General features: G+C 64.0%; 26 protein-coding genes and 1 tRNA gene. 15 read left to right on the top strand and 12 right to left on the bottom strand.

The features are described 5' to 3' along the window. Position 1: 1 nt before the first annotated feature. On the bottom strand, positions 2–697 hold the full coding sequence (locus QNA11_RS09330; RefSeq protein WP_283482813.1) for a hypothetical protein: 696 nt from the start codon (positions 695–697) through the stop codon (positions 2–4). A gap of 260 nt (positions 698–957) precedes the next feature. Between QNA11_RS09330 and QNA11_RS09335 the strand changes: the two genes are divergently transcribed. The 6 genes from QNA11_RS09335 (at position 958) to QNA11_RS09360 (ending at position 9268) form a co-directional block, all read left to right on the top strand. Then, positions 958–4380, top strand: a complete 3423-nt coding sequence (locus tag QNA11_RS09335; protein WP_349362189.1) for a TM0106 family RecB-like putative nuclease — start codon at positions 958–960, stop codon at positions 4378–4380. A gap of 64 nt (positions 4381–4444) precedes the next feature. After that, a complete protein-coding gene (locus QNA11_RS09340; protein ID WP_283482814.1) occupies positions 4445–5698 on the top strand; it encodes an SIR2 family protein in 1254 nt (417 codons plus the stop codon). Then, positions 5695–7614, top strand: a complete 1920-nt coding sequence (locus QNA11_RS09345) for an ATP-binding protein (RefSeq protein ID WP_283482815.1) — start codon at positions 5695–5697, stop codon at positions 7612–7614. Before QNA11_RS09340 ends, QNA11_RS09345 begins: the two co-directional genes overlap by 4 nt. Further along, positions 7611–7820, top strand: a complete 210-nt coding sequence (locus tag QNA11_RS09350) for a KTSC domain-containing protein (protein ID WP_283482816.1) — start codon at positions 7611–7613, stop codon at positions 7818–7820. Before QNA11_RS09345 ends, QNA11_RS09350 begins: the two co-directional genes overlap by 4 nt. A 100-nt stretch (positions 7821–7920) precedes the next feature. Next, entirely contained in the window at positions 7921–8046 is a 126-nt protein-coding gene (locus QNA11_RS09355; RefSeq protein WP_283482817.1) for a hypothetical protein, read from the top strand. Between the two features lie 71 nt (positions 8047–8117). Then, positions 8118–9268, top strand: a protein-coding gene (locus QNA11_RS09360; RefSeq protein ID WP_502867526.1) for an IS3 family transposase whose coding sequence is annotated in 2 segments (ribosomal slippage) — positions 8118–8379 and positions 8379–9268 — 1152 coding nt in all. Because the reading frame shifts where the segments join, the coding sequence is not laid out codon by codon here. 66 nt (positions 9269–9334) lie between these two features. Here the strand turns inward: QNA11_RS09360 and QNA11_RS09365 are convergent. The 3 genes from QNA11_RS09365 to QNA11_RS09375 all read right to left on the bottom strand — a co-directional run bounded on the left by QNA11_RS09365 (position 9335) and on the right by QNA11_RS09375 (position 10683). Then, positions 9335–9742, bottom strand: coding sequence for a hypothetical protein (locus QNA11_RS09365; protein ID WP_283482820.1), 408 nt, complete (start codon positions 9740–9742; stop codon positions 9335–9337). A gap of 45 nt (positions 9743–9787) precedes the next feature. Further along, positions 9788–10327 carry a site-specific integrase gene (locus QNA11_RS09370; RefSeq protein ID WP_283482821.1) on the bottom strand — a complete coding sequence of 180 codons (540 nt, stop codon included), beginning with the start codon at positions 10325–10327 and terminating at the stop codon, positions 9788–9790. A 279-nt stretch (positions 10328–10606) separates the two neighbouring features. Beyond that, positions 10607–10683, bottom strand: a tRNA-Arg gene (locus tag QNA11_RS09375). A gap of 160 nt (positions 10684–10843) precedes the next feature. On the opposite strand from QNA11_RS09375, the gene QNA11_RS09380 reads away from it, so the two are divergent. The 3 genes from QNA11_RS09380 to QNA11_RS09390 all read left to right on the top strand — a co-directional run bounded on the left by QNA11_RS09380 (position 10844) and on the right by QNA11_RS09390 (position 13282). After that, complete coding sequence (locus QNA11_RS09380) at positions 10844–11611, top strand: alpha/beta fold hydrolase (protein WP_202072270.1); 768 nt, start codon at positions 10844–10846, stop codon at positions 11609–11611. A 227-nt stretch (positions 11612–11838) separates the two neighbouring features. After that, positions 11839–12687, top strand: coding sequence for a serine O-acetyltransferase (gene cysE / locus QNA11_RS09385; RefSeq protein WP_283482822.1), 849 nt, complete (start codon positions 11839–11841; stop codon positions 12685–12687). Position 12688: 1 nt separating this feature from the next. Beyond that, positions 12689–13282 carry a hypothetical protein gene (locus QNA11_RS09390; protein WP_283482823.1) on the top strand — a complete coding sequence of 198 codons (594 nt, stop codon included), beginning with the start codon at positions 12689–12691 and terminating at the stop codon, positions 13280–13282. A gap of 144 nt (positions 13283–13426) precedes the next feature. Here the strand turns inward: QNA11_RS09390 and QNA11_RS09395 are convergent, their stop codons facing one another. After that, positions 13427–14110: a L,D-transpeptidase gene (locus QNA11_RS09395; protein ID WP_246744782.1), complete on the bottom strand. Its 684-nt coding sequence runs from the start codon at positions 14108–14110 to the stop codon at positions 13427–13429. A gap of 235 nt (positions 14111–14345) precedes the next feature. Here QNA11_RS09395 and QNA11_RS09400 point away from each other — a divergent pair, with 235 nt between their 5' ends. Then, positions 14346–16148, top strand: coding sequence for a family 1 glycosylhydrolase (locus QNA11_RS09400; protein ID WP_283482824.1), 1803 nt, complete (start codon positions 14346–14348; stop codon positions 16146–16148). Beyond that, positions 16141–16665 carry a hypothetical protein gene (locus QNA11_RS09405; protein ID WP_283482825.1) on the top strand — a complete coding sequence of 175 codons (525 nt, stop codon included), beginning with the start codon at positions 16141–16143 and terminating at the stop codon, positions 16663–16665. The genes QNA11_RS09400 and QNA11_RS09405 overlap by 8 nt, the downstream gene beginning before the upstream one ends. A 128-nt stretch (positions 16666–16793) precedes the next feature. Here the strand turns inward: QNA11_RS09405 and QNA11_RS09410 are convergent, their stop codons facing one another. Beyond that, the gene (locus QNA11_RS09410) at positions 16794–17636 is read right to left on the bottom strand and encodes a DUF6456 domain-containing protein (protein WP_283482826.1); all 843 of its coding nucleotides are present in this window, start codon (positions 17634–17636) and stop codon (positions 16794–16796) included. Next, positions 17633–18001 carry a helix-turn-helix domain-containing protein gene (locus QNA11_RS09415; protein WP_283482827.1) on the bottom strand — a complete coding sequence of 123 codons (369 nt, stop codon included), beginning with the start codon at positions 17999–18001 and terminating at the stop codon, positions 17633–17635. Before QNA11_RS09415 ends, QNA11_RS09410 begins: the two co-directional genes overlap by 4 nt. A 116-nt stretch (positions 18002–18117) precedes the next feature. Between QNA11_RS09415 and QNA11_RS09420 the strand changes: the two genes are divergently transcribed. Further along, on the top strand, positions 18118–18462 hold the full coding sequence (locus QNA11_RS09420; protein WP_283482828.1) for a DUF6477 family protein: 345 nt from the start codon (positions 18118–18120) through the stop codon (positions 18460–18462). A 162-nt stretch (positions 18463–18624) separates the two neighbouring features. Further along, a complete protein-coding gene (locus QNA11_RS09425; protein WP_283482829.1) occupies positions 18625–19428 on the top strand; it encodes a hypothetical protein in 804 nt (267 codons plus the stop codon). Positions 19429–19435: 7 nt separating this feature from the next. Here the strand turns inward: QNA11_RS09425 and yidD are convergent, their stop codons facing one another. Genes yidD through QNA11_RS09440 form a run of 3 tightly spaced genes read right to left on the bottom strand, consistent with a single transcriptional unit; the run spans position 19436 to position 21214 of the window. After that, positions 19436–19750 (bottom strand): membrane protein insertion efficiency factor YidD, encoded by a 315-nt coding sequence (yidD, locus tag QNA11_RS09430; RefSeq protein WP_283482830.1) that lies wholly within the window; start codon positions 19748–19750, stop codon positions 19436–19438. A gap of 8 nt (positions 19751–19758) precedes the next feature. Continuing rightward, positions 19759–20607: a serine O-acetyltransferase gene (gene cysE / locus QNA11_RS09435; RefSeq protein WP_283482831.1), complete on the bottom strand. Its 849-nt coding sequence runs from the start codon at positions 20605–20607 to the stop codon at positions 19759–19761. A 10-nt stretch (positions 20608–20617) separates the two neighbouring features. Continuing rightward, complete coding sequence (locus QNA11_RS09440) at positions 20618–21214, bottom strand: LemA family protein (protein ID WP_283482832.1); 597 nt, start codon at positions 21212–21214, stop codon at positions 20618–20620. A 118-nt stretch (positions 21215–21332) separates the two neighbouring features. Here QNA11_RS09440 and QNA11_RS09445 point away from each other — a divergent pair, with 118 nt between their 5' ends. Further along, positions 21333–21755, top strand: a complete 423-nt coding sequence (locus tag QNA11_RS09445) for a SufE family protein (protein WP_283482833.1) — start codon at positions 21333–21335, stop codon at positions 21753–21755. Between the two features lie 5 nt (positions 21756–21760). On the opposite strand, the gene QNA11_RS09450 is transcribed toward QNA11_RS09445, so the two are convergent. Then, a complete protein-coding gene (locus QNA11_RS09450) occupies positions 21761–21994 on the bottom strand; it encodes a DUF1674 domain-containing protein (protein WP_283482834.1) in 234 nt (77 codons plus the stop codon). Positions 21995–22133: 139 nt separating this feature from the next. On the opposite strand from QNA11_RS09450, the gene QNA11_RS09455 reads away from it, so the two are divergent. Then, positions 22134–23480 carry an RsmB/NOP family class I SAM-dependent RNA methyltransferase gene (locus QNA11_RS09455; protein WP_283484188.1) on the top strand — a complete coding sequence of 449 codons (1347 nt, stop codon included), beginning with the start codon at positions 22134–22136 and terminating at the stop codon, positions 23478–23480. 257 nt (positions 23481–23737) lie between these two features. On the opposite strand, the gene QNA11_RS09460 is transcribed toward QNA11_RS09455, so the two are convergent. Continuing rightward, positions 23738–25048, bottom strand: coding sequence for an IS4 family transposase (locus QNA11_RS09460; protein WP_283482376.1), 1311 nt, complete (start codon positions 25046–25048; stop codon positions 23738–23740). Positions 25049–25337 lie beyond the last annotated feature (289 nt).

The following is a 25337-nucleotide window of genomic DNA, read 5'->3' on the forward strand; positions in this document are numbered from 1 at the left end:
CTCAGGCCTTTGCCGAGTGGGGATCGAGGCGCGACAGATTGAGCTCGACAACGTCACCGGCCATTCGCAAGTCGAGCAAACCGGATCGCTTGGCATCGAGCGCCAGCGCTCGCGCCTGAGACGGGTCGCAGTCGAGCACCTTCAACCAGCCGGACGCGAAGATTTCAGCGCCGCGGAAACCGGCGGCATGGGCCAGGTAAATGGCGAACGTTACTGCTGTCGCCGACGGCAGCACTATGCGCCGCTTCTTGAATGTCCGGCCCTCCAGGTGGCCCGATTGCGCCCAGGTGCTCGCCGCATTGCGACACACCTTCTCCAGCGTGCTGTCGTTCAGCCGATCGCCGACAACGGCTTGAAGCGCTTCTTTCAAGGCGTCGCGCTGAAGGTCGGTGTTAGTGGCCATGGCGACGATTGCAGCACAGGTCGCTGCCAGTAGCGGGTCTCTCGCGATCGCCGCCAGGAGCGCAAGAAGTGGTCGGCCGTCGGGGCCAATGTCCCACAGCTTGCGCAGAACCCGGAACAGGGGGATCGTGGGATCGAGGCCATACAGTTCGCCGAGCCGTTGGTTGCTGAGCCGGCGCGTTGAAGCTGTAGGCTTTGACAGGCAATTGCCGTCGACTATCGCCGCCGCGTAGTCGGCTCGCCGCGCGTTCTGTCTAGTCGCCTCTAGCACGCGGGTGAGCTCCTCCAGCATCATCGTCCGGCTTGTGTGCGTACCCTTCGCTCCGAATCGGAAGCCCGCACGCTCCGCCTCCTGAGTTGGTCCAGAAAACAAGGAAAAAGGACCAGCCCGATCCATTCGACACCCCGCCGGCAAATTTGCCGGCGCAAAATGGCCAATCTTGACTCTCTGGTCAACCCATATTAGGGAATCGCTCCGCCGGCAAACTTGCCGGCATGGATTGATGTCAATCTACGGTCGCTGGCTCTTTGTGCCATCCGGCCCAAGGCGGAGGGATGGCGATGAAAAAGGTCGGGGCTACCTTCGAATTCAGCGCGACCGACTTGGTCGGTCATCTGAACTGCCATCACCTCACGGCCTTGGACCGCGCGGTAGCCGACGGGGCGTTATCGAAGCCAAAGGTATGGGACCCGCTCTTGCAAATCCTGTCGGAGCGCGGCGCCGCCCACGAGCAGAGCTATGTCGAACATCTGACGGAAGCTGGGCTGGACGTCGTCCGCATCGACGGCATAGACGTGACGACCACAGCCGTCACCGAGACGCACGCCGCCATGCAGCGTGGCGCTCCGGTGATCGTCCAGGCGGCTCTGACGCATCAGGGTTGGAACGGGCGCGCCGATATCTTGCGCCGCGTCGAAAGCCCGAGCGGACTCGGCGGCTGGTCCTATGAACCGATCGACACCAAGCTCGCGCGCGAAACGAAAGCCGGCGCCGTTCTCCAACTCTGTCTCTATGCCGATCTACTCGCGGACATGCAGGGCCTTCCGCCTGAATACATGCATGTCGTGGCGCCGTGGTCGGAGTTTAAGCCGCAGCAATTCCGCTTTGCCGATTACGCGGCCTTCTTCCGGAAGGCAAAGCGCGCGCTCGTTGCCGCCGCGGCCGCCTCGGCCGCCGATGATACTTATCCTGATCCGATCGAGCATTGCGACATCTGCCGCTGGCGCGAAACGTGCGACAAGCGCCGTCGCGACGATGACCATCTTTGCCTCGTCGCCGGCATCTCCAAATTACAGATCAACGAGCTGAAGGCGCATGGCATCGCGACGGTGCAGAAGCTGGGTGGCATGCCATTGCCGCTCGCCTGGAAACCCGATCGCGGCTCGGCCGACTCCTACATCCGCGTTCGCGAACAGGCACGCATCGTAGTCGAAGCTCGCGCAGCGGGCGTGGGCAAGTTCGAGCTGCTGCCGGTGGAGACTGGATTCGGGCTCACCTGCCTGCCCGAGCCTTCCGATGGAGATGTGTTTCTCGACCTCGAGGGCGATCCTTTTGTAGGCGAGCACGGTCTCGAATATCTGTTCGGCTATCTGTTCAAGGATGCGGACGGCACCCTCGCCTATGAAGGCGATTGGGCGCTCACGCGCGTCGATGAAAAGCGCGCCTTCGAGAAATTCGTCGATTTCGTTATGGCGCGATGGGCGCAGTTCCCCAGCTTGCATGTCTACCATTACGCCCCATACGAGCCGGCAGCCTTGAAGCGCCTGATGGGCCGCTATGCGACGCGCGAGGAAGAAATCGACCGGATGCTCCGCGCCGGCCTATTCGTCGATCTCTACCAGATCGTGCGGCACGGCCTGCGCGCCAGCGTCGAGAGCTATTCGATCAAGCAGATGGAGCCTTTCTACGCCTTTACGCGCGGAATCCCGCTCGCTGATGCAAATGTTGCCCTCGCCAATTTCCAGGCTCATCTGGAGCTCAGCGACGCTCCGTCGATCGCCGACGACATCAAGGCTACGGTCCGCGCCTATAATGAGGACGATTGCCGTTCCGCCGCGAGCTTGTGCGATTGGCTCGAAGCGCTCCGGACCAAGCTCGTCGCTGACGGCATTGACGTGCCCCGCCCCCAGCCCGGGGATGGGGCACCGAACGAAAAGATCACCGACTGGCTGATCAAGATCAACGCCTTGATCGGCAGGCTGACAGCCGATGTGCCGGCCGATCCCGCGGAACGGAGCGACGAGCAGCAAGCTCGGTGGATCTTGGCCAACATCCTGGATTGGCACCGGCGCGAAGAAAAGGCGGTTTGGTGGGAGTTTTTTCGGCTGGCCGATCTTTCGGCGGAAGATTTGCGCGAGGAGCGCGCCGGTCTTGCCGGCTTGGAATTTGTCGGGGTAGTCGGCGGCACCGCCAAGGCGCCGATCCATCGCTATCGCTTCCAGCCGCAAGAGACCGAGCTTCGCGGCGGCGAGGAGCTCCGCAATCTAGGCGGCGACAAATTCGGCAAGGTCGAGGCGATTTCATTCGCCGACGAGACCATCGACGTCAAAAAGCGCCAGGACACCGCCGACCTTCATCCGCAGGCCGTGTTCGCCCACAGCCATATCGATACGAAGGTCATTGCCGAGGCGCTGGTGCAGATCGGCGAGTATGTCGCCGATCATGGCATGAGAGGCGACGGGCCTTATCAAGCGGCGCGCGATCTCTTGCTCCGGGAGCGGCCGAGCGTCGGAAGCGAGTCTCTGCATCGCACGGACGAGACGACTGTTGATGCCGCAGTTCGGCTCTGCGCGCATCTCGCCGGCGGCATTCTGCCGATTCAAGGCCCGCCGGGTGCAGGCAAGACCTTCACTGGAGCGCGGATGATTTGCGAGCTGGTGCGCTGCGGCAAGAAGGTGGGGATCACGGCCAACAGCCACAAGGTGATCCGTAACCTGATTGACGCGACCATCAAGGCTGCCGATGAACTGGGGATTACCTTGCAATGCTGCCAAAAGGCAGATGAGGTCGGAAACCCGCAGCACCGCCTCTTCTTCGCCAAGAAGAATGAGGACCTGTTCACCGCGTTGAGCAGCGGCTCTGCCGCCGTCGGGGGCGGCACGGCGTGGCTTTGGTCGCGCCCTCACGCGTTCGACACGGTGGACGTGCTGTTCGTCGATGAAGCCGCCCAGATGTCGCTCGCCAACGTGCTCGCGGTGTCGCAGGCGGCGAAGGCGGTGGTGCTGATCGGCGATCCGCAGCAGCTCGATCAGCCCATGCAGGGAAGCCATCCCGAGGGCACCGATGTATCAGCGTTTGATCACATTCTTGGTGGCGAACGAACGGTTCCGGCGGACAAAGGGCTGTTCCTTGAGGAGACTTGGCGGCTCCACCCGGACATTTGCGCCTATACCTCCGAGCTCTTCTACGACGGCAAGCTCCACTCGAAGCGGGGGCTCGAGCAGCAGGTCGCCAAAGGGGCCGGGCCGATCAACGGATCGGGCCTCTACTTCCTCCCGGTCGCGCACAGCGGCAACCAGAATTGCTCGCCCGAGGAGGCGCAGGCGATTGGCGATCTCGTAAGGGCAATCCTCGCCGGCAACGCGACTTGGATTGATCGCGAGGGGCGGGAGAAGCCGATCACGCTCGACGACATTGTTATCATCTCACCTTACAACGCGCAGGTCTTCGAGATTCAGCAGTGCCTGCCGGGTGCCCGCGTCGGCACGGTCGATAAATTCCAAGGCCAGGAGGCGCCGATCGCCATCTATTCAACTGCAACGTCGAGTCATGCGGATGCGCCGCGCGGGATGGAGTTCCTCTACAGTCTCAACCGGCTCAACGTCGCGACCTCCCGCGCCAAGTGTGCATCGATCCTTGTCGGTTCGCCGCAGATTTTCGAAGCGGAATGCCGGACGCCACGGCAGATTCAATTGGCGAACGCCTTCTGCCGCTATTTTGAGATGGCGAGGCTCATCAGGCTCGGGGCGTCGCAATAAGGAAGTTAATCTAGGAAACTCCTAAGTCGTCGACAAAGGGCGACAAATCTAGCTGGGATGCGAAATGGCCGAAGAACGTCACGACCCGCTTCAATTCTTAACACAGATCCGCCAAACATTGTCTGCGGATAAACTGTCGATCGGCTTTTTCCTCGGTGCCGGATGTCCATGCGCCGTGCACGTCCCGAAGGAGGATGGGAGCGGCGAACGGGCTATCATTCCCGATATTAGGGGCCTGACGAACCAAGTTCACGCGACCATGGCCGCCTCGGACGCGTTCAAGACCCCTTACGAAGCGCTCACCAAGACATTCGCCGAAGACGAAATCGCAGACCCGACCATCGAAGCGAAACTCAATCGGATTCGGTCATTTCGCGAAGTTGCTGGGAAGGCCGGGGTTCGCGGACTGTCATTCGATCAGCTCAATGACTTGGACCGTGAGATATGCCAGTCCATCCGGAAGGTTGTAACCTGCTCGCTTCCGGCCAAACCAACCCCCTACCATGCCCTCGCGAGCTTCATTGACGGTCATCGCTCTCCGTTCACGGAGATCTTCACGACCAACTATGATGTGCTAGTCGAACAGGCCCTCGAGGAACGGCGCGTTCCGTACTTCGACGGGTTTGTGGGTTCGTCGCGGCCCTTCTTCGACCAGCGCGCGATCGAAGATAAGGAAATTCCAAAGCGGTGGTCGCGCCTCTGGAAGCTCCACGGGTCCATCAATTGGCGCTACAACAAGACGACGAAGGCCGTATTTCGGAGCGACAACTCCGACGACGGCGACGAACTGCTGATCCACCCCTCCCATCTGAAATACGATGAGAGCCGGCGGATGCCCTACTTCGTGATGATCGACAGGCTTCGCGGCTTTCTTCGTCATTCGGAACGCCCGGTCGCTCTGATCCTGACGGGCTATTCGTTTGGAGATGAGCACATCAACGAGGCGATCGTGGAGAGCCTCAAGGCCAACGCATCCGCGGCGTGCTTCGCGCTGCAGTTTGGGAAGCTCGCGGACTATCAAGCCGCCACGGCACTTGCGAAGGACAATGCCAACCTGTCTGTGCTCGCATCGGATGGGGCCGTCATCCGGCGCCGTGCAGGGGTGTGGCTGGCAAATCCGACGACCGATGTTGCGACTCTGGGGGGTGCCTTCGAGATCGTCGAAGACGGCGACGGAAAGAAGGATGCAGCTGACGCGTCGGCACCTGAAGCGCCTCGTCCTTGTCGAATGACTTTGGGGGACTTCAAGCGATTTGGGGAGTTCCTCGATGAGTTCTCGGGCTTCAGCGCGCCCGGCAGCGCGGGGGCGTCTCAATGAATTCCGACCCCACCCTTCTAGGCACCGTCGAAGACGTCAGCGGCGCCTCAATTCGCATCAAATTGGCTCAGGGGACGGTATCGGGGCTCAGCTTTATCGAGGGACAAAGCTACCGCGTCGGCCAGGTTGGCGGATTCGTTAGAATTCCTCTCGGATTCGTCAACCTATACGGCGTGATCTCGCAAGTCGGAGCAAGCGCGGTTCCCGAGCGGCTCGCGGAGATTGAAGAACACGGCAATCGCTGGATGACCGTTCAACTGGTTGGCGAAGGGCACCCGAGCGCGGGATTCGACCGCGGCATTTCGCAGTTTCCCACCGTCGGTGACTCTGCGCACATCGTTACCGAGCTTGACCTTCGAACGATCTATGGGCGTCCGAATGATCGCCGCTATGTTCAGGTGGGTCGCCTCGCGAGCGCAAATTCGATCCCCGCGTTGGTGGAAATCGACAAACTCGTGACACGTCACAGTGCAGTGGTCGGCACCACGGGCTCTGGGAAATCGACGACCGTGGCCGGGATTCTTACCGCGCTGTCTGACGCCGAAAACTACCCCTCGGCCCGCATCTTGGTGATCGATATCCACGGGGAGTACGGCAAGGCCCTTGCTGACCGAGCCGCGATCTTCCGTATTAATCCGGATACGGCGAAAGGCGAACGCGCGCTTTACATCCCGTACTGGGCTATGACGCTCGATGAACTTTTGCCCGTGACCGTTGGCTCAATCGAGAACGGCGGGGATCGCGGCGCCGTCATAGACAAGATCACGGAATTGAAGCTTGGGGCGCTTCAGAAGTCGGCGAAACCAGGCGTTTCATCCGACAGTCTGAGCGTTGATACACCGGTGCCGTTCTCGATTCACAAACTGTGGTTCGATCTGCACTGCGAGATGCGCGCGACATATTATGAGAAGCAGGGCCAGCCTCAGACGCGGGCGACCTGGGCCTTGGAGAAAGGCGCCGACGGAAGACCGCTGCACGCCGGCGATGCCATGCGAGGCATCCCGCCACGCTTCCTCCCGCCAAAGGACAACAAGGACGACCCGGAGAAAATTCGGCTGAGCCGTTCCAATCTTGGCATTGGCCGACCCATCGACGCCCTCGGCTCGAAGCTCCGCGATCCACGCTTCGACTTTCTGCTACGGCCTGGCCCCTACACGCCGGACGAAGACGGTAGGGTAAAGCAGGATCTTGACTCTCTTCTGGCGGGATGGCTCGGGGACGCTAGTCCGATCACCATTCTCGACCTTTCCGGCATCCCGCCCATGATCCAGTCTGAGCTCGTGGGTTCGGTTCTGCGGATTGTTTACGATGCCCTCTTCTGGGCTCGAAACCTCCCCGAGGGCGGCCGTGAGCGCCCGCTGTTGATCGTGCTGGAAGAGGCGCACTCTTATCTCGACCCGAGGCAGATCGCGGCGGTGGCCGTCCGAAAAATCGCCAAGGAAGGACGGAAGTACGGCATCGGCATGATGCTCGTGAGCCAGCGTCCTGCAGAAATCGATCAGACGATCCTGTCGCAGTGCGGTACGATTTTCGCGCTTCGACTGAGCAATTCGACCGACCGGGGTCACGTTAAGGGGGCGGCGAGCGACAACCTTGAGGGCCTGTTCGCTATGTTGCCGGTACTGAGGACTGGCGAAGCGATCATTGTCGGCGAAGCCGTGAATCTGCCGGTGCGAACCCTAATCGATCGGCCAGATTCGCGACGGCGGCCAGATAGTACGGACCCGAAGGTTGTTGTGCCCGGCACGGAAGAAGAAGGTTACGAGAGCCCGGGAGGCTGGAACCAAAAGCGTGATCCCGCCGACTATGCCGAGGCGGTTGAACTTTGGCGGCGGCAAAATTCGCGATCAAACCGCACACATTCAGACGTCGAGGTGGAAGTCGCGGTTTCGGAGACCGAGGGGGATAAAGCATGAGACGACAGGCGGTTACTTCATCCAATATCTCTGAAGTTGGATACGATGAGAACAGTAGAACGCTTGAAGTTCTATTTACGAGTGGAAATCTATATCAGTATTTTGATGTTCCTCCGCAAATTTACACGGAGTTGATGCAAGCTGGTTCGGTCGGGCAGTATCTCAACGCCAACATTAAGGGGAATTTTCGTTACGCTCGCGTGTGACTTTTCTATATCCGGCTCGATTAACATGCACAGAAAGATCCGGACTGTAAGTCGGGACCGAAGTGAGGCCCCGGGTGGATTCACGCATGATTGGAGTTCGGTGACCAGATTGTTAATCCTGAGGGGGCTCGACCGGCATCAATCGAAAAGCCTCATCCAGGATGAATGTTTCTTTCTCAGTGTGCTGACGCAGATCGATGTGGGCTTCAATTTCGGTGCTGGCTAACAGATTTGTCTGAGCTGCTGCCGGTTTCATGGACGCCGAGAAACGGTGTTTCATGAGACCGGAGGTTGGTTATGGCGAGACGGATATTCAGTCGGGAGTTCAAGGTCGAGGCGGTTCGGCTGGTCAAGGAGCGCGGCGTCAGTGTTGCGCAGGCATGCCGCGATCTGGACGTGCATGAGAATGTGCTGCGGCGCTGGATTCGAGAGCTGACCGCGAATCCCGCGCAGGCGTTCCCCGGCCACGGCCAGCAAAAGCCGGAGCAACAGGAACTCGAGCGGCTGCGCCGTGAAGTCGCTAAACTGCGGGCGGAGCGCGACATTCTAAAAAAGGCCGCAGCCTTCTTTGCGAGGGAAGCGAAATGAGGTTCGCCTTCATCGCGAAGCACCGGAGCGTCTGGCCGGTGGCGTGGCTCTGCGAAGCGCTGGACGTCTCCCGCTCGGGCTTTCACGCCTGGCTGCGTCGCGGGCCGAACGCCCGGTCGGTCACCGACGAGGAGCTGACCAAGAAAATCCGCGCGAGCTTCGTGGGCAGCGCCCGAACCTACGGCGCCCGCCGCGTCTGGCGGGACGTTCTGGCCGAAGGGGTCTCCTGCGGCCTGCACAAGATCGAACGGTTGATGCGGGCGAACGCCTTACGTGCGCGACCGCGCCGCCGCGGTCTGCCGAAAGATGACGGACAAAGGTCAGCAGTCGTCGCGCCGAATGTTCTCGACCGGCAGTTTGCCGCGCAGGCGCCGAACCAGAAATGGATTGCGGACTTCACCTATATCTGGACGGCGGAAGGCTGGCTCTACGTCGCGGCGGTCATCGACCTGTTCTCACGAAGGGTCGTCGGCTGGTCGATGAAAACCGAGATGACTGCGCAACTCGTCGCGGATGCGTTGATGATGGCGATCTGGCGCCGCGGCAAGCCGGACGCCTTGTTGCATCACTCCGATAGGGGCAGCCAATATACGAGCGAGCAGTTCCAACGCCTGATGGCCGACAATGGCGTAGTTTGCTCGATGAGCAGATCCGGCAATGTCTGGGACAATGCGGCGATGGAGAGCTTCTTCTCCTCGCTGAAGACCGAGCGGATCGGAAAGAAAGTCTACCGCACGCGTGATGACGCTCGGGCCGATGTCTTCGATTATGTCGAGCGGTTCTACAACCCCGTCCGCCGGCACTCGACGATCGGCTATCTCAGCCCGGTTGAGTTCGAAAAGAAGGTCGGCGTAACTTAACTCGGCGTCCATGAAACCGGCAGCAGCTCAGTCACCCCGAGCAAATCGAAGGTACCTGCGAATAGCTTAGGCGATCGCTCGCAGGCCTTCCGCCCTCACGAGATTGAGCAGTTTGAGCGATGGCCCATCCGGCCGCTTCTCGCCTCGTTCGACGAGGTTGCGCAGCAGCGTACCGCGAGACGCTCCGCCGTGGCCGTTGAGGCGGTGCTTCAACGACAATTCAAATGCGCCGAAGGCCTGCATCTCGCCGACTACAAGGAGGTCGTAATCGAAGAACGCGTAGATCATTGTGTTGCGGGCCCGATCGAAGGCCGCGCGGACTTCCTCGGGAGCGGCGCCGGCGAGCCCGATGCGGGCGAGCGCTGCATGGTGATCGACGACGCTCATGGGCCGGACCGTGCCATGTTCGACAACGCAAAGATCAGCGAAGCGAGCGTCGGGCTTCAGAATGGCGTCGACGAACTTGTAGGGCATTTTGTTCGTTCGCGAATTAAGTTTGGCGGCGGCGCTCGGCGGGAACTATGCGGCCAGGCGTTCTTCCTCGATGACATCCGCCTGCGGATTCCGACGAAGACGCGGCCGATGAACCCGCGTCTGCGCGCCGCTCTTCGTGTCGGGAAAGCGGATCGAGCCCTCCTCGTCGTTGAGCCAGGCTCGCTCCAGAGCGAGCCCCTCCATGCGACGGAAACCGGTCATCAGGAAGAAACGAACCGCCGCGAGGCCGGTCGGATGCTCCCCTTCCTGCTCCGGGCTCCGCATCGCCTTGCCGAGCTTCTCGATCTCGGCGCGGCTCCGCCGGCTGTCGCGCGGCGTGCTGGCGAGGCGGCGTACGCCCTTCGCTGGGTTGCTCTCGATCTTCCCGAGCCGGACTGCGTGTTCGAAGACGGCGTGCAGCGTCGACATGGTGCGCGCGGCGACGCCTTCGCCGCCGGTCGTAACGCCGCCGCGGCTGAAGTGATGGCGTCGCCGACAGCCGCGTGCTTTCTCCTTGAGCGGATCGACGCCCTTGGCAATCTTGCCGAGGACGGTCTTCGCCCTGCGCCCCAATGAGACCGACACTGCCACGCTACCAGGACTGCTGCATTGCCCTTCCACGACGTCGTCGCTGAACGGGGCGGACACTATGTAGACACCACGCCCGAAACGACGAAGGCCACCTTGCGGCGGCCCATTTGTAACCCTCTGATTGGGAACCGTTGGGCATCGGAACTGGCGCACTTTTCAGTTCACCGAATGCGCGTTTTGGATCGGCGATCCGACCCTATATTTATGCCGTTCTAATTACCGTTCTAAATCAAATTTTAGAACGGCTCGACCTGCGCAACTTGTTGATTTGAATGGCGCGCCCGAAAGGATTCGAACCTCTGACCCCCAGATTCGTAGTCTGGTGCTCTATCCAGCTGAGCTACGGGCGCCTGTCGGCCGGCGGTTTCGATCCCGCTTGGGGATCAGCGCCGTGACATGCGACCGTTTAGCGACAACCGGAGCGCTTGGCAAGGCCTGTTTATTTTTATGGGCCCGCGCTTGCGCCGCCGATCTGATTCTTTAAGTAGGAATCGTCACACAGGATTTGCCATGGAAACTTTCGTCTCGCACGGCGTCGAGATTGCCTATTCGGATTTCGAGCCCCTTGGCGACGACCGACGCGAGCCGATCGTCCTCATTCATGGCTTCGCCTCCACCCATGCGGTGAACTGGATGTTCACCCAATGGGTGAAGACGCTGACCGAAGACGGACGCCGCGTCGTCGTCCTGGATAGCAGGGGCCATGGCCGGTCGCAGAAGCTCTACGATCCAGCGGAATATGCGCTCGACCTAATGGCGCAGGACGTCGCCAATCTCCTCGACCATTTGTCCATCGCCCGCGCCGACGTCATGGGCTATTCACTCGGCGCGCGAATCGGGACGGTGCTGACGCTCGCCCATCCGGAGCGCGTCCGCTCGCTGATTCTCGGCGGCATCGGGCAATATCTCGTGCAGGACGCCGGCCTGCCCTCAGGGCTCGCCGAAGCCATGGAGGCCGAGCGAATCGAGGACATCGACAATTCGATGCTCAAAATTTTTAGAGGCTTCGCCGAATCGACCCGTAGCGATCTCAAGGCGCTCGCCGCCTGCGTCCGCGGCGCCCGCAAGGCGTTGGACCCGGCGCTCCTCTCGAAGATCGAATGCCCGGTGCTGATTTGCGTCGGCACGCGCGACGACGTCGCCGGCGATCCCTCGCCCCTGCAGCCGCTGTTCCGCAACGCCCGCGTTGTCGACATTCCTGGCCGCGACCACAACCGCGCCGTGGGCGACCGCATCTATAAGCAGGCTGTGCTGGAATTCCTGGGCCAACGCCCCTGATGCGCGGCCGCGCCCGAGGCGCTATATAGCCGCTTGGCGCGCTTTCGTTCCGAGATGCGCGCTTTCCGGGAACGGCTCACTGTCATTCCCGACGCTCGCGACGCGAACGATCGGGAATCCAGCGCCAAATCAAAGCCATCGTGGCTCTGGAGTCCCGGTCGGGCCGTCGGCCCGCCGGGAGCCGAACGCGAGCTGTTCGAGCGGAAACGGAGAAGAGGAAGCGTCCCATGGCCGCCGAACAGCGGGAAATAGCCGCGTCCGTCATCGATTTCGACCCGCTCCTCGCCCGCCTGCGGCTGGAGGCGGAGGATGTGTTGCGCCGCGAGCCGGAGCTCGGCGGTTTCATCTACCCCGCCGTCATGGCGCAGGAGAGCGTCGCCGGCGTCGTGGTCCATCGCGTGGCGCAGCGCCTCGACCGACCGGAAGCGCCCTATGCGGCGATTCGCCAGGCGTTCGATTCCTGCCTCGCCCATGACGGCGCCCTTGCAGAGGCCTTCCGGGCGGATCTTTTGGCCGTCGTCGAGCGCGACCCGGCCTGCACGCGGCTCCTGGAGCCGGCGCTCTATTTCAAGGGCTTCCACGCCTTGCAGACCTATCGGCTGGCGCATTGGCTGTGGAAAAACGGCCGCAGCGATTTCGCCCTGACGCTGCAGAGCCTGTCCTCGCAGATTTTTCAGACCGACATCCACCCCCAGGCCAGGATCGGCAAGGGCGTCTTCATCGACCACGCCACGGGCGTCGTCATCGGCGCGACGAGCGTCATCGAGGACGACGTCTCCATGCTGCATGGCGTGACGCTCGGCGGCACAGGCAAAGCGCGCGGCGACCGCCATCCGAAGGTGCGGCGCGGCGTGCTGATCGGCGCCGGGGCCAAGGTGCTCGGCAATATCGAGATCGGCCGCTGCGCCATGATCGCGGCCGGCTCGGTCGTGCTCGATTCGGTGCCGGCGAATAAGACGGTGGCGGGCGTGCCGGCGCGAATCGTCGGCGATTCGAAATGCGCCGAACCGGCGCTGGCCATGGACCAGATGCTGGCGGTTCTAGATGCGGGAATGGACAAGAGGGCGGGGTTGTAAGGTGAAGAAACTGTTTTTTGGCGCGGCGCTCGCCATTCTGGCGTCCGCGGGCGTCTCATCACATGCGCTTGCCGCCGGCTGGCATTATTACGACCCCGACTGCCCCATCGCGATCGGGCCGAAGTCGATGAAATTCGTGGCCATGCAGCCCAAGAAAAACATCGACCGCGAATGCGACGCTTTGCCCGACACCGGCGCCTCCGTCATCGTGCTCGACGCCAGCGACAATGAGCTGCGCGACATGAACTGGGACGTCCGCGTGCTGCGCGCCAAGGCGCCCGACAGCCAGCCCGACCCGGAGGCCGACGCCGTCAGCCGCCAGCCGATCCAGAAGTTCCGCAACGGCATGATGAATTTCGACCAGAATTTCAAACAGGCCGGCAATTACCAGCTCTATGTGAAGCTCACGAGCGACGACGGCGCCAAGAGCTACGAGGGCCGCCACCCCTTCTCGGTGGGCCTCGTCACCGACGAGGAATTCTACCTCTACATCGGCTTCGGAATTTTCATCGTCCTGGCCGGCGGCGTGGCGTTCACCATGTGGCGGCAGGGGAAGCTCTTTTTCAAAATCCCGAACTTCGCCAAGCCATCGTGACGCGAAGGCGCATCGCTGTTTCCCAGTAGGGAAGGTTCGGTGTCATTCCCGACGCTCGCAAAGCGAGCGATCGGGAATCCAGAGCCAAACCAACGCTTCTGCGGCTCTGGATGACGTTCCTCGGAGTGGTCGGCGCCGCCCGCGCTATGCCGGCAGCATTACGACCTTCGTCTTGACCGGCGTCCGGGAATAGAGGTCGATCATGTCCTGGCTGAGCAGGCCGGTGCAGCCGCTCGTAATGCCGTTCCCGATCGTCTCGGGGTCGCTGGTGCTGTAGATCGTGTAAACCGTATAGACGCCGTTCTTATAGAGATAGAGCACGCGGGCGCCGAGCGGATTGTCCAGACCTCCCGGCATGCCGCGGGCGTATTGGCGCGCCTCCGGCTGGCGCGCGATCATCTCCTTGGGCGGCGTCCAGGTGGGCCATTCCGCCTTGCGCCCGACATAAACTTCACCGCTCCACAGGAAACCGGGGCGGCTGACATTGGCGCCATAGCGGGTGGCCATTCCGTCGCCTTCGACGCGGTAAAGGTGGTAATTCTTGGGATCGATGATGATCGTGCCGGGCGCTTCCTTGGTGTCGTAGCGCACGAGCCGGCGAAAATATTTCGGATCGATCTTGCTGATATCGACCGCCGGGATCGGGAATTTCTCGCTCGGGACCGCCGCGTAAAACTTCGCCGCCTCGGCGCGGCCCATGTCGTCGGAGGTCACACAACCGGCGAGCCCCAGGGCGCCGAGACTGGCGGCGGAGCCGGACAGAAACGACCGCCGGTCGAGCCGCCCTGACATCCCGTCCTTCGTGATCACGATTTTGGAGTTTCCCATGTCCTATCACCCGAGAATACGCTGACATAAACCCGCCGAACGTCTTTTTGGCGAGCTGTGAGATTGCCGTCAACTCGCTTTCAGGAATGTGAAGAACCTCGGCTTTTCTTGTGGCCGCGCTGGCCCCGGCCGCGCAGAGGAACTTGCCGCGTCGGCCCGGGTTTCCGCCATTGCATTCAAGAGCAAACGGCGTGCCGCTCGGAATGGATGCGGCGGGAGACCGGGAGCGCGGAGCATGATCCGTTACGTCGCTTATCGCAAGGCGGTCCTCGCGGGCATGGCTGGCGCCGTCGCTTGGGAGGCCGTCGCGCGTCCGCTCATCCTGGCCGGCGTCCCCTACTTCGACATTGTCGGCACGCTGGGCACGCTGGCGCTCCCTCACGCCAGCGCATGGGCGTGGTGGGCGGTCGGCATGTCGCTGCACTTGCTGGTGGGCGCGATCTGGGGCGTTTTCTACGCCTATTTTTTCTGGTCGGTCTTGCCTTTGCCGCCGATGCTCCAAGGCTTGCTGTTCGCCTTTGTGCCCATGCCTCTGGCGCTCTTCATCATGCATCCGCAGTTCGAACTCATGCACCCGCTCGTCCAAAGCGGCGAGCTGCCGTACTCGGGCCTGTTCGGCCTTTCGGGTGGATGGCGCGAGCCGGCGTCGATCGCCGCGGGGCATCTTATCTGGGGCGCGGTTCTCGGCCTCGTCTATGTCAGACCCGTCGGCTATGCCGCCGAGCGGCTGCCCCGCTTCATCTTCGAAGGGCGGAGACCTGCGCGTCCCATCGCCGCGGCGCGCCCGCCCGCCGAAGACAGGTTCATGTTCGCCACCGGCGTCGAATGCAGTTACCCAACTCTTCAAGGCGGGCGTTGGCGTATCGATGAGATGGCCGCTTGCGGCCATTATCGTCACTGGCGCACGGACCTCGCGCTGGTGCGCGACTTGGGGCTGCGCTATTTGCGTTACGGGCCGCCGCTGCATCTCATCAACCCGCGCAGGGGCCAATACGACTGGGCTTTTCTCGACGACGTCGCTGACGAAATGCAGCGACTCGGCATTACGCCGATTATGGACCTCTGCCACTTCGGCTTGCCTGACTGGCTCGAGAATTTCCAAAATCCCGAGGCGCCTTATGCGCTCGCAGACTATGCGCGCGCCTTCGTTCGTCGCTACGATTGGGTGCGCTTCTACACGCCTGTCAACGAGATGTATGTGTGCGCCAAGCTCAGCGCGCTGGAAGGCGTGTGGAACGAGCAACGCCGGGACGAGCGCGCCTTCGTCACCGCGACGCGACATCTCGCCAAAGCCAGCGTGCTGATGATGCAGGCCATCTCAACCGCGCGGCCAGATGCGGTGTTCGTCAACAGCGAGAGCGGCGAGTTTTATCAGCCTTGCTGCCCCGATCCGAAGGTCCGCCGCATCGCGGACTTTGAAAACCAGCGCCGCTTCATCGCGCTCGATTTGCTCTATGCGCGCGGCGTGCGCGACGATATGCGCGGCTATTTGATCGAAAATGGCATGCCGCCCGAAGAATATGCGTGGTTCATGCAACAGGACGTCGGCGCACGCGCCATCCTCGGCGTCGATTACTACGAATGGAACGAAAAGCTTATCAACGCCAATGGCGACGCGCAGGCGCTCGGCGAGTTGTTCGGTTGGTACGTCATCGCCCGCCAATATTACGAACGCTACGAACGGCCCATGATGCACACTGAGACAAACCGCCTGGACGCGCGCGACGCGCCGCGTTGGCTGTGGCGGCAGTGGCATAATGTGCAGCTCATGCGCCAGGCGGGCGTACCGATCGTCGGCTTTACCTGGTATTCGCTCACCGACCAGGTCGATTGGGACATCGCGCTGCGGGCGCCGCTGGGCAACGTCAACCCGGTCGGGCTCTTCGATCTCAATCGCGATCCCCGCCTCGTCGGCCTGACCTACAAATATTTGGCGCAACTTTTCGAGCCGGACCTTCGCCAGGCGCCGACCATCGAAGCCGTGCTGACTGACGCCCAGCAACAGATGACGATCGAGAAGAGAAGACGTCATGCTTGAGATTCTGCGCGCCCATGGGCTGGACGCCGGTCCGACGCAGCGACCGCTGCTGGCCGGCATGGCGGCGAGCATTGTCGCCGACATTCCAGCCTTAGGGTTGCTGCAAGCCTTTGGATCGCTGGGCGCCCTCGCTCAGGCGACGCATGCTTCCGTCATCCTCCCGGCCCTGGCCTATATCGGCCTGATGCTGCTTGGCGGCGTGCTGTATGGCTGGCTGTTTCAGCGGGCCGCGAACGACCCGCGGGGAGGCTGGCTTTTCGGCATGGCTTTCGGGTTCGTGCTGTGGATGCTCGGGCCGATCCCGCTCCTGCAATGGCTCCCGACGCAGCCCTTATTGACCGGCTATCCAGCGGTTGGGCTTCTGCTGGGCGAGTTGCTCTGGGGCTTGGTCCTGGGGGTGGCTTTTCCCTATGTGCATCGTCCGCTGCGCCCCAACTTGAGCGCCCAGCTCGCGCCGCCTACCGCGCGCACGGGTCCGCAAGCAGCCTGCGACCCGCATTTGGCGCGGGGTCGCTGACGTGCTCCGTCGTTGCGAGCGAAGCGAAGCAATCCGAGAGCCGCCGTAGCTGCCCCGGATTGCTTCGTCGCTTACGCCCCTCGCAGTGACGGGGGCGGCCGGCGCGAAGCATCGGAAAGCCATGGGCCTCACATTGTCGGCCGGTAGTCCTCCGCTCCCCAATGCAACGTCCCTCTTGCCCGCGCCGGCCCGACGGCCGCGCTGGCGATGCCGTAATGCCGCGCCAGACGGTCGAGCGCGATCTTCAAGACGACCTTGCCGGAGCGGGCCGGCCAGCCGCGTTCGCTTTCGACGGTTTCGAGCCCCTTGAGATAGCCGCAGACGTCGGTGAGAAGGCCGGCGAGCTCCGGGCCGACGGCGTCATAGGCGCGCGCGAGACGACTGCGGGCGTCCATGGCGATCTCCGTCACCACGACGCCGGCGTCGGCGCCGCGCCGCGCGCCGGCGCCAGAAACCTCCCAATTGGCGGTGACGCGCTGGAGGATTTGCGCCTGCTCGATGTCGCGCCGGAAGCGTTCGCCGGCGTCCACTTGCGCACGATCCAGAAAAGGCTTGCCGTTTGCGCCCTTGCGCCTTGCGAGCCAGGCGAGCGGGCTTTCGGCCTCGTTGACGAGCGTCGGCCTTTCGCCTTGCGGCCCCGGACGTTTCTCGATTTCCCCATGCTGAGCGCGGAACGGATCGAGCGCCGGCTCGGCCACGGCCAGCCGGCGCAAATAGGCGCGGCCAGAGTCGTTGAGGCGCAGCCGCCCTGCCCCGCTGTCGACGACGAGCCCTTCGGCCAAGGCGGCCTTACCCGTCGTCTCCGGCAGGCGCGCGCGCACGACGGTGATCCCGTTCCGAGGCGCCGCCACGACAAGCGCGCCATCGTCGAGGCCGCTCGGCGCCGCAAGGGCTTGGGGCTCGTCCAGCGCCTGCAGGAAACGCCGCAGCATACGTGTCGACGCCTCATTTTTGTGGTCGCTCTTGCTCATTGCGCCGCTCCTTCACAGTCCGCGAGCAACGCCAGGACCATGTCGCGCTGCGCCGCGACCGCGCGCTCCATTCGCGCCGCCGCCAGATCGAAGCGCGGCGCGTCTCTGAGATTTTCGATCACCGCGCAGGCGTGCCGCATGGTGGCGCGATCGCGCCGGAATTGCCGCGCGCAAGCGGAAAGGCTCGCGCTCAAAGCCACATGGTGCAGATAGACCGCATATTGGCGCGCCCGGGCAATCCTCGCCCGGCCGCGATCCGGCGCCGCCAAGGAAGCGGCAGGGACGCCCGACGCCGCCGCGGCGGCGGCAATGCTCAAGCCGGGGATGGGGGGAAACAGCTTTCGTTTGGAAAAGGCGTTGGGCATGAGACCTCCTAATCGACGTCGATCAGGCTAGTTCTGAAAAAAATCCTATTCAAGGAAAAAAATCTATCCCCAGGGGCGCGCCGCCGGTCATGCTCACCGCAAAGGAGGAGCAAGCCATGCCCATCGCCCATCCAGCCCCCGCCGCCAAGCCGGTCGCCCAATCCGCCGCCGTCAGACGCCTGAAAGCCCATGCCCGCCCAGCCGTCGAGGCCGCGCTCGGCGCCAATCTCGCCGGTTACGACCGGCTTGATGCGCTCGCGCGTTTTCATCGGCTTTCGCGAGACACGATCCTCAGCGAAACGCCCGAGGCGGCGCGCGCCGTGCTCCGTGAAATCGAGCAGGCGTTACGGAAAGAGCGCGCCAGGCGCGGCCATTGGACCTATGATCTCAACCGCCATATCGCTTTGCTCGTGGCGCATCGCGCGGAGAGCGCCCGGCTTGCGGGCATCAGACACGGCTGAAGGATTGTTTTCCTCCCCTTCATCGTGAAGAGGCCTCGAATAGAGTCCTTTGACGGCGGACGTCCGTCGCCCGGCCACAGGGCGCGCGCGTGGGAAGCGCTTTTCACACAGCCTCGTTTTGCTTAAATTGCGAGCGTCTTTCCGCCGCGCCCAGGGCTTGCGATGATGATCGAACGAATTCTGGCCCTTGCCGCCGCCGCTGTCGTCGCCGTCGCGCTCGGCGTCGGCCTGACGATGATGGCTCTGTCGCCGCCGCCTGCGCGGGGCGCGCTGAGCGCGACAACGGCCCCTTCCGAAAAGCCGAGCCCGCGGCAAGCCGTCGAGACGACCATCGCCTCCGCGCCGGAATATGGGCGTTTTTTCGCGCGGCTGCGCGAGAAATTCCCCCAGGACTATGAGGGAACGATCGGCGGCTTCGCGTCGCGTCTCTCGGAGACGAAGGCCGATCAGGGCGCCGATTATTATCTGTCCGAGGCGATGCGCCGCCTGCGCCAATCGCGCGGCGCGCTCGCCGCCAAAGCCGAGCCCGAGGCCATGTCGCGCGTGTTCGCCAAGCAGCTCGCTGTTCTGCAGGCGATCGCGCGCGAGGACAAAAAACTATGCGTCGCTTTCCTTTACGGCGCGAATAATCTCGATTTCCAGCGTTTTGCCGCCTCGCGGCGCCCGCTCGTCGCCGATATGGCGAGCGCGAGCCTGGAGGCCATGGTCGACGGCCAGGCCAAGAACATCGCCCGCGAGCAACCGACCGAAGCCGACTTCAAGGCGCTGGAGACGGCGCTCGCCGCGCGCGGCCTCGCCAAGCCGGAGATCGAAGCGCTGCTCGACGGCAAAATGCCGGACCCGCCGCTGGAAGACGCCAAAATGTGCGCCGCTGGACAAACCTATCTCGAAGTCTTGCGGACCTTGCCCGAGGCCCCGCGCTCGCGGATTTATGGGCTGGCGCTGGAGCTGATGGCGAAGTCGTAGGGAGAGGCTACTTCTCCTCCTCGATCTCCTCGCAGCGGAATGGCCCGCGCCAGCGGGCGTAGCGCCAGGGTGTGAACGGGCCGGCGTTTTCCGGCAATTTTTGGGGAACGGGGTCGAACCCCTCGCCGCCGCCCGGCCGGCAGCGGCAGATGCGCGCGAAGCCCATCCAGCCGCCGGCCCACAGGCCATGGCGCGCAATAGCTTCGTCGGCATATTCCGAGCATGTCGGCGCGTAGCGGCAGCTTCTTCCGGCAAAGGCCGAGAAGGTCACACGATAGAGAAGGATCAAGCCCCGGGCGAGCAGGGCGACGGGCGAGGTCATCGGCGCCTTCAGATCACATAATCGAAGGAATCATAGGCCAGGCCGCGCAGGAGCTGGTCCATGTCCCGCGCCGGCAGCGCCCTGGGCTCGACGCCGACGACCTTCGCCGGCGCGCCCGCCACGATGGAGTTCGGCGGCACGGGATGCAGCACGACCGAGCCCGCCGAGATGCGCGAACAGGCGCCGATCTCGATATTGCCGAGGATCTTCGCGTCCGCCCCGATCATGACGCCGCGCCCGACTTTAGGATGCCGGTCGCCGGCGACCTTGCCGGTGCCGCCGAGCGTCACGCCGTGGAGGATGGAGACTTCATCCTCGACCACCGCCGTCTCGCCGACCACGAAGCCGGTGGCGTGATCGAGAAAGACGCCCTTGCCGAAGCGCGCCGCCGGATGAATGTCGGCGGCGAGCGCGTCGGAGGTCCGGCTCTGGATATAGAAGGCGAAGTCGCGTTTGCCCGCCCGCCACAGCGCATGGGCGAGGCGCGACGCCTGAATCGCGTGATAGCCCTTGAAATAGAGCAAGGGCTCGATGAGCCGCCGGCAGGCGGGATCGCGCTCGACATAGGCCGCCGCATCCATGCGGAAGGCCTCGCCGAGCTCGGGCTCGCTCTCGAGCGCGGCGAGAAAGGCGTCGGCGATGGCCGCGGCGTCCAGCGCCGAGGCCCCGAGCCGGCCGCTGACGCGATGGATCACCGCCTCTTCGAGACTATGGCGGTTCAGCAGCTCGCCGATAAACAGAGGCGCAAGCGCCGGATCGAGGCGCAGCGCATCCTCAGCCTCCTGTCGCATATGCGCCCACATGGCGTCGCTGCGCGCGCAAAGGGCGGAGAGCTCATCGGGCTGGCGCGGCTCCATCGTTGCTCCGTTAGAATTTCACTTGTGGCGGCTGCTGGGCCGCTTCGCTTGCCGAAAATTCCGCCATCGGCTTCGTCCCCGCGAAGAAGGTCTTGGCCCAAAGTAACGTCGGGAAGGTGCGCAGCGAGAGGTTGAACTCGCGCACCGCCTCAATGTAGTCGCGCCGCGCCACATTGATGCGGTTTTCCGTGCCTTCGAGCTGCGACTGAAGCGCCAGGAAGTTCTGATTGGATTTGAGGTCCGGATAGGCTTCGCTCACCGCCAACAGCCGCCCCAGCGCGCCGGTCAATTGCGCCTGCGCGTCCTGAAACTGCTTCATTTTCTCCGGGTCGGTGAGGGTCGAGGCGTCGATCTTCACCGAGGTCGCCTTGGCGCGCGCCTCGACGACGGAGGTGAGCACCTCCTTCTCCTGCTTGGCGTAGCCTTGCACGGTGGCGACGAGGTTCGGGATGAGGTCGGCGCGGCGCTGGTACTGGGATTGCACCTCCGACCACTTGGCTTTGGCGTTTTCCTCGAGCGTCGGGATCGTATTGTAGCCGCAGCCCGAAAGCGAGAGGGCGGCGACAATCGCGACGACGAGGGCGCGCCACCGGGACGTGAGGCTCATATGCATCTCCGTAAAAGCGGGGCGGACCCGCGCGTGTGACAGGCGCAAACTTAAGGGCTCGCCAAAAGCATGAAAAGGGCGCGCATTTCGTTTAGAATAGCCTGAGAAGGAAACAGCTATGGTTATAGACGACATCATCGGCAATTTCGAGCTGCTCGACGAGTGGGAGGATCGCTACCGCTATCTCATCGAGCTCGGCCGCACGCTCGAGCCGCTGCCGAAGGAAGCTTATACGGACGAGAACAAAGTGCGCGGCTGCGCCAGCCAGGTATGGCTGGAAACCACGCAGGGTCAGGACGCCGCCGGCGCGCCGACGCTCACTTTCCGCGGCGACAGCGACGCCCATATCGTGCGCGGCCTCGTGGCGCTGGTTCTGGCGCTCTATTCCGGGCGCCGGGCGCAGGAGATCATCGACACCGACGCCGCGCCCCTGTTCAAGCAGCTTGGGCTTGCCGAGCATCTGACGCCCCAGCGCGCCAATGGGCTGCGGTCCATGGTCGAGCGGATCAAGAGAGAGGCGCGCGAGGCCGCAACGGCGTAGCGCGCTTAAAAGTCGCTCGCGACTCCTTTGACCTCCCAGTCGCCGTATCGCGACGGATCGAGGCCGCCCCGGCCGCCTTGTTCCTCGGGAGCGGCCGCGCCAGCGGCTGCGGCGTTTCTACGCGCCTGCGCCTCGGCCAGCGCGCGCTGCGCGGCGGGCGGCATATCCGCTATTTTTCGGGCAGACTCCGCTGTTTGGGCCGGCTTGGCGTCGCCGCCCGTCCCTTCGGCTTGAGACATATCCGGCTCCTGAGCGTCTCGCCCCTCGACCGCCCCTTGTGCTATGATTCGCGAAGCGGGGCAGCGGAGAGACCGTTTGAGCGACAGTAGATCATTCGGGCGGTCGAAACCATCGCGCTACTCCTCACGTCAGGGATTCGTGCCGGCCGAGGCGGCCCGCGAGGCCGAGGCGGCAAGGACCCCCGGCCTCCCCGCGCGTCTCGCCGCCGCCAGCATCATCGGCGACGTCATTCAGGGCGGCCACCGGCTGGACGAATGTTTTTCGCCCCAGGCCGTGCCCAACCGCCTCGCCGGGCTCGAGCCGCGCGACGTGGCGCTGACGCGCTCCATCGCGACCGTCTCGCTCCGCCGGCTGGGCGTCATCCGCCATGCGCTGGGCGAGCTTCTCGAAAAGGGACTGCCGCGTCAGGCCGGGCGGCTCGAATATACGTTAATCGCCGCCGCCGCCCAGCTTCTCTATCTGGAGGCGGCCGACCATGCGGCGATCGACCTCGCCGTGCGCGCGACCAAGCTCGAACCCAAGACCGGCGCCTATTCCGGCATGGTGAATGGCGTGCTGCGCAATCTCCTGCGCCGGCGCGATGAATTCCTGGCGCTCGCGGCGAGCGGCGAGCATGACGCGCCGCCCTGGCTCGCGCAGCGCTGGCGCAAGGCCTATGGCGAGGCGGGCGCGCGGGCGATCATCGCCATGCATATGCAGGAGCCGCCGCTCGACGTTTCCGTGAAGTCCGACCCGCAAGGATGGGCCGAGCGCCTCGACGGCGTCGTGCTGCCGACAGGCTCGGTGCGGCTGAAGACCCGCACGCCGATCACGGAGCTCGACGGCTACAGCGACGGCGAATGGTGGGTGCAGGACGCCGCCGCCGCGCTGCCGGCGCGGCTGCTGGCGACGAAGCCGGACGAGCGCGTGCTCGATATGTGCGCGGCGCCGGGCGGCAAGACTGCGCAGCTCGCCCTGACCCGCGCCCATGTCGTTGCGCTGGACCGTTCCGCCGAGCGGCTGAAGCTTTTGGCCGCCAATCTCTCGCGCCTCGATCTCCACGCCGATGTGGCGGTGGCCGACGCCACGGGCTATCAGGCGCAGCCTTTCGACGCCATCCTCATCGACGCGCCCTGCTCCGCGACTGGCACGTCGCGGCGCCACCCCGACGTGCCCTGGACGAAGAAGCCCGGCGACATCGAGACGCTCGCCGCCTTGCAGGCCAAAATGCTGGCCCGCGCCGCGCTGCTGACGAAGGCGGGCGGACGCCTCGTTTATTGCACCTGTTCGCTCGAACCCGAGGAGGGCGAGCAGCAGATCGCCGCCTTCCTGCGCCGCAACCCGGATTTCCGTCGCGAGCCGGTGACGACGGTCGAGGGCATACCCGCCGAGTTCATCAACCGCGACGGCGATCTGCGCACTGTGCCGAGCTTTTGGCCGAATGACGACGCCCGGCTTGCGGGGATCGACGGGTTTTTCGCAGCGCGGCTGGTGCGGCAGGCTTAGGCGGGGGCGGTGCTCTTCGGTCGAGCGTGTGACATCGTGCATCGTCCTCATCACTGAAACGCCCCCCACACACTTGATCCCAAGTGCGCGAGGAAGGCCGCGCTCTGCCCCTCTCCCCGCGCGCGGGGAGAGGTTGGGTGAGGGGCTTGGGGATGAGTGGGAACGATAAACGGCGCAAGACGCTCGGGTTCTTAATGCACGCGCGGGCTCATCCCCCGGCCCCTCACCCAGCCTCTCCCCGCAAGCGGCTATCGGATTCACACATCGTAGAAGGTCAGCGCGGCTCCGAACTTTATTCGTCGAAAGTCGTCGAGGCCCTGGCGCATTACTTTGGGGCCGGGCTTTCCGTAATAGGCGGTCCAGCCGCCGAGCCTGGCGACGACCCAGGCGGCGAAGGCGAGGCTGCCTTTGCGGTGGGGGTTCTTCTGGCGGGCCGTCGCGCCCTCGAGCTTCGCCGAGACGGCCTCGAGCAGCGCTTCGTCCTCGGGCTCGAAAGCGTCCGTCAGCAACTGGTCGGTCGCGCCGTCGCGCGCCTTGACCAGTTGCATGACCGTCACCGCGGCGACCGCCGTCGCCGCCACCAGCTTGATCATCACTTTCGGATCGCAGATGTCGGCCTGCTCGATCTCGAAGCCCGCCGTCTTCAGCGTGCGGAAGAATTCCTCGATGGTCCAGCGCATTCGATAGAGGTCGATCACCCGGCGCGCCTCGGCCAGGCTCGTCGCCGCATGGGTCGTGAGAAGCCGCCAATGAATGGGCGCGACGCCCTCCGCGGCCCCGACCTCGCGCACGTCGACCAAAGTCACGCCGACCGCGTCCGGCAAGTCGCGCGCGCCGTGGCGCGGCTTGCGCAAAGTGACCGGCGAGACGCGGACCGCGAGCGCCGCCTTGCGCGCCTTGCGTCCCGGAGCCGCCGGGATCTCGGCGACGAAGCGGCCCGCCTCGGCCAATCCGTCGGCGAAGGGGAACAAAAGCTCGATCGCATCCTCGCCGTCTGCGGCGATCGTCCGGTTCTGGCAGGCGCGCACAATCAGCTCCACGCCGCCCGGACGCTGCGCGAGATGCGCGTAGATGTCGCTCTCCCGATCCGAGACGACAGTGATCCGCTTCGCCGCCGCGAAATCCTCGCGCGCATGCGCCGCCACATCGAGCCAGCGCTGCGATTCCTTGTCCGCGAGCGCGCGCGAGCGCCGCGCCGCGACCTTGGCCCCCGTGTCGCGGTTCCAGACCTCGGCATGAGCGAGGCCGAGCAGCGCGCCCGTGCCGGCGTCGAGCGCCAGGGCCGCGTGCAGCAAAAGGCCGCGCGTCCCGCCGCCCTTGCCGACCGGCCCATAGCCGTTCGCCTGCGCGCGCTTGCCGCCGAGCGCCAGCTCGCTGGTGTCCTGCGCCACCACTATGTCGCGACCCGCCGCCCGCGCCGCTGTGAGCCCGGCGGCGTGCCGCGCCATCTCCTCGGCTGTCACTGCAGGATTGCGCAGGAAGCGCGCGAGCCGCACCTCCTGCGCCCGCCGCCCGCCGGCGATCCGACGGATGCGCGCGCACGGCCGCGCGACGAGGCCCCGATGCAACGAGACCCCCCTTTTTCCAGGCGGCGGTCGCCGAACCGCCCCAGTCCATACGAAATCGCCATGCCCCACCCCGCGAATCAATACGCGACCCACGGAATCAAACAGACCCCACCGAGGCAATCACGATGTGTGCATTCGATAGCCGCAAGCGGGGAGAGGAGCGGGTCGTCGCCTCTGCTTGTCGCAGGCCGAGAACAAGCGAGGCAAAAAGGTCGTTCCAAAGCGACAATCCTGAGAATCCATAGAGTTACGCTAAAAGACTCATTCCCAACATATATGCGACCTAGCT

Origin of the sequence: Methylocystis sp. JR02 (assembly GCF_030063565.1) — a bacterium.
GTDB lineage: Bacteria > Pseudomonadota > Alphaproteobacteria > Rhizobiales > Beijerinckiaceae > Methylocystis > Methylocystis iwaonis.